Genomic DNA, 4149 nt, shown 5'->3' on the forward strand with positions numbered 1-4149 from the left:
CGACACCTTGATCAAAAAGTCAGAAAATGTCCTCCAAAACCTCACTCATATAGCTAAATTACAACCTGAGTAGTTACATTAATTTTATTTAACTCAATATTTGCAAATTCCCTTCAAGATTTTTGAGGATACTTTTTTTTAATTATATGATTTCAATAAAAAATTCACCATGCCCCAATTCATAGACCAACTCCACCGCACCATTTCCCTTCCAAATCCCCCAAAAAGGATTGTTTCCTTGGTGCCATCGCAGACAGAGCTTTTGGTGGATTTGGGTTTGAGGGATAGGATTGTAGGTGTTACAAAATTTTGTATCCATCCCAAAGGATTGAAAAAAGAAAAAACGGTTATTGGGGGTACAAAGAATTTTCATTTTGATAAAATAGAATCGCTTCAACCTGACCTGATCATTGGAAACAAGGAGGAAAACTATCAGGAAGGGATTGAAAGACTTTCTGAAAAGTTTCCGGTTTGGATGAGTGACATTTACACGCTGGAAGATGCTTACCGGATGATTATGTGCGTTGGAGAGTTGACAGATACTTCCATCAAAGCCACCCAAATCGTTTCTCGGGTCAAAGAAGGTCTGGAAAAAGAATTCAAATTGAAAGGTTCTGCCGTTTACCTGATTTGGAAAGACCCTTTGATTGCAGTCGGGTCCAATACTTTTATAGATTCCATTTTGGAAAAAGCAGGTTTCAAAAATCTCATCAACCAATCTCGGTACCCTGAGATTGATTTGGAAGAAATTGTAAAATTGAATCCAGAATTCCTTTTGCTCAGTTCAGAACCGTTTCCATTCAAAGAAAAACACATTTCATTTTTTCAGGAAAAATTGCCCAAAACTAAAATCAAGATAGTGGATGGGGAAATGTTTTCTTGGTATGGAAGCCGATTACTCTTTGCAGGAAAATATTTCGAAGATATATAAAGGAGAGAGTGCTTATCTTGGACAGATTCCGTTTATAAAAATATAGAGCATTGAAAAATACTTTTATAAAAAATTTAGGTAACTTTTCGAGTCGTAATTACAAAAATAACTAACCCAAGACGATGAAGCAAAACAGAAGACATTTCTTAAAGAAACTTGGAGCAACTGGCGCTGCTGCTGCGATTAGCCCTTTGGCATTTTCAGAAGAATTTCCGGATAAAAATTTTCTCGAAAGAGACATAGCCCTAGGTTCTACCAATGACACTCCTATCAATCTGGCTTTGATCGGTGCAGGAATCATGGGTACTGAAGATACCAATTCTGCCCTAAGACATGCCAATGTCAAGTTGGTGGCTGTTTGTGATTTGTACAAAGGCAGACTTGAGTCGGCCAAGCAGAAGTGGGGCTCAGATTTGTTTGTGACCCAGGATTATCAGGAAGTCCTCAAGAGAAAAGACATAGACGCTGTTATCATTGCGACTCCTGACCATTGGCACAAGCAGATCAGTATCGATGCCATGAATGCCGGAAAGCATGTCTATTGCGAGAAGCCGATGGTTCATTCTGTCAAAGAAGGAATGGACGTTGTCAATGCCTGGAAAAAATCAGGGAAAGTCATGGTAGTGGGCAGCCAAGGGGTTTCTTCTTTGGGTAATGAAAAGGCCAAAGAACTTCTTGCCGCCGGAGCGATTGGGGACATTGTATATGCAGAAGGATTTTGGGCGAGACATTCTCCAGAGGGCGCATGGCAATACAATGTTCCAAAGGATGGAAATGAACAGACTGTTGATTGGAAAAAATACATCTCCAATACCACTGGTAGAGATTGGGATCCTTTGAGATTCTTCAGATGGAGAAATTACCTTGATTATGGCACAGGCATGTCAGGCGATTTATTTGTCCACCTCTTTTCAAGTTTGCATTTTATTACCAATTCCAAAGGTCCAACCAAGGTATCATCCATGGGTGGCTTGAGGTATTGGAAAGATGGAAGGGAAGTTCCCGATGTGTTGTTGGGTATGTTTGATTATCCCCAGACTCCCGAGCATCCAGGATTTAATCTTTCATTAAGGTGTAATTTTGTCGATGGAACGAGCGGTACCACCTATTTGAGAATAGTGGGCACCAAAGGTTCCATGGATGTGAAGTGGGAAGAAGTAGTCGTCAAACTCAATCAAAATGCTGAAAGTGATGATCCGTTTTTGAGAGAACAGGCGAAATTGAGAGGTGCTTCCGAAGAAAGCAGAGCCAAAATCCTTCCTCCCCGTGAGACAGTATACGCTGCAGAAAGAAGCTGGAAAGGCGCACATTATGACCATTTTGGAAATTGGTTCAATGCCATCAGGACAAACGGTACAGTGGCCGAAGATCCGGTATTTGGATTTAGAGCTGCGGCTCCGGCCTTGCTGTGCAACGACAGTTACTTTCAGGATAAGTTTATGAAATGGGATCCGGTAAATATGAAATTGATTTAATTATGAAATACACAAGAATAGCTTGGATAGCTTTGATTTCCTTGGCTTGGGCCTGTAGCCCAAAGCCTGCTGAAGAAGTGACCGAAGAGGTTGCTGAAGTAATCCTTCCTGATAATTCCCTTTCTGAGGATGAAAAATCAGCAGGTTGGATGTTGTTGTTTGACGGTGTCAATACCGATGGATGGAGGGCCTTTAATGGTGATTCTTTACCGCCAAATTGGACTGTGGAAGATGGTGCGCTCAAAGGTCTAGGCCATGAGGGTGGAGATGTTGGCGGGGATATTGTATTCGCACCTTTGGAATTCGAGCAATTTGAAATGGAATTCACATGGAAAATAGCAACCGGTGGAAACAGTGGTGTCTTCTACCATGTTGTGGAAGATCCAAAATATGCAGCACCTTATTACACAGGGCCTGAATACCAGGTGATTGATCAGCTTGGATTCCCACAGCCTTTGGAAGATTGGCAATCATTAGCAGCGGATTATGCAATGTACGTCCCTGATTTTGAGGGAGTAGTTAAGCCTGCTGGCGAATGGAATGTTTCGAAAATTATTTTCACCAATGAAAAGGCGGAATACTATTTGAACGGAAAGAAGACAGTGGAATTCGTGCCTTATTCTGAGGATTGGAAAACAAAGCGGAACAGTGGTAAGTGGGATGCTTTTCCCGATTACGCAATTTCAAAATCCGGATTGATTGCCCTTCAGGACCACGGTAGTGAAGTTTGGTACAAAAACATTAAAATAAGACCATTATGAAGAAGTTATTAATAGTATGTTCATTCCTTTTGTTGGCTCAAGTGTCATTTGGTCAGAAAAAAGAGAAGTTGTTCAACGGTAAGGATTTGACAGGTTGGATAGTCTATGGCACCGAAAAATGGTATGTGGAAAATGGATTGATTGTATCTGAGAGTGGTCCTGACAAAGGTTATGGCTATTTGGGAACAGAAAAGCATTACAAAAATTTTGAAATCAACCTTGAGTTTAAGCAAGAAGCGGATGGCAACAGCGGGGTTTTTATACGATCTACAGTTGACGGTACCAAAGTATCAGGTTGGCAGGTAGAAGTTGCCCCTCCGGGAAATGATACAGGTGGGATTTATGAAAGTTATGGAAGAGGTTGGTTGATCAAGCCGGATCCTGAAAAAGACAAAGCATTGAAATATGGCGATTGGAACAAGATGAAGATCGTTGTAGAAGGTGATAGAGTCATTTCTTATGTTAATGGTATCCAAATGGTCGATTATACAGATGAGAAAATTGGTCAAGGTGAGGGAGGGATTTTATTGCAGATCCATGACGGCGGGGGGATCAAAGTGTATTGGAGAAATATCACTTTGAAGGCACTTTAAGGAAATATCAGGTTTTGATTGATATCCTGCCTCGGTTAAAATCGGGGCAGGATTTTTTTTAAATTTTTGTTGCTGACCATCAGTGACATTTGTCCTATTTATCAATTATTTCAAAATACAACTTTGTGTTTAATGAAATGATTTACACCTTTGCACTCCCAAACGGGGGAACAATTGTTGAAATTAGAAGGTCAAAAAAATAATTTTATTTTCTTCACCGATTGTAAATTTTATTCTTACCTTTGCACTCCTGTTTGTAAGGAACAGGAAAAATAGATAGGGCGAGAGTCTTACTATACCCTAGGGAGATAGGGTAAAAGTTCATTGAAATACTGGAGAAACGACATTAAAAAGTCTGACGGTGTTAACCGGAGGACAAGATTGATAGG

4 protein-coding genes are annotated in these 4149 nt (G+C 40.4%); all 4 read left to right on the plus strand.

Translation table 11 applies throughout. The features are described from left to right. The first annotated feature begins 169 nt into the window (after positions 1-169). Entirely contained in the window at positions 170-931 is a 762-nt protein-coding gene (locus tag MMU07_RS21520) for an ABC transporter substrate-binding protein (protein WP_241128676.1), read from the plus strand. A 122-nt stretch (positions 932-1053) separates the two neighbouring features. After that, on the plus strand, positions 1054-2406 hold the full coding sequence (locus MMU07_RS21525; RefSeq protein WP_241128677.1) for a Gfo/Idh/MocA family oxidoreductase: 1353 nt from the start codon (positions 1054-1056) through the stop codon (positions 2404-2406). 2 nt (positions 2407-2408) lie between these two features. Then, on the plus strand, positions 2409-3167 hold the full coding sequence (locus MMU07_RS21530; RefSeq protein WP_241128678.1) for a 3-keto-disaccharide hydrolase: 759 nt from the start codon (positions 2409-2411) through the stop codon (positions 3165-3167). Beyond that, the gene (locus tag MMU07_RS21535) at positions 3164-3760 is read left to right on the plus strand and encodes a 3-keto-disaccharide hydrolase (protein ID WP_241128679.1); all 597 of its coding nucleotides are present in this window, start codon (positions 3164-3166) and stop codon (positions 3758-3760) included. Before MMU07_RS21530 ends, MMU07_RS21535 begins: the two co-directional genes overlap by 4 nt. Positions 3761-4149: the final 389 nt, after the last annotated feature.

The organism is Cognataquiflexum nitidum (assembly GCF_022538055.1).
GTDB classification, from domain to species: Bacteria; Bacteroidota; Bacteroidia; order Cytophagales; family Cyclobacteriaceae; genus Cognataquiflexum; species Cognataquiflexum nitidum.

Excerpts from the sequence above, each read along its gene's own strand:
- MMU07_RS21520 (WP_241128676.1), top strand. The coding sequence starts at position 170 with ATGCCCCAATTCATAGACCAACTCCACCGCACCATTTCCCTTCCAAAT.
- MMU07_RS21525 (WP_241128677.1), top strand. The coding sequence starts at position 1,054 with ATGAAGCAAAACAGAAGACATTTCTTAAAGAAACTTGGAGCAACTGGC.
- MMU07_RS21530 (WP_241128678.1), top strand. The coding sequence starts at position 2,409 with ATGAAATACACAAGAATAGCTTGGATAGCTTTGATTTCCTTGGCTTGG.
- MMU07_RS21535 (WP_241128679.1), top strand. The coding sequence starts at position 3,164 with ATGAAGAAGTTATTAATAGTATGTTCATTCCTTTTGTTGGCTCAAGTG.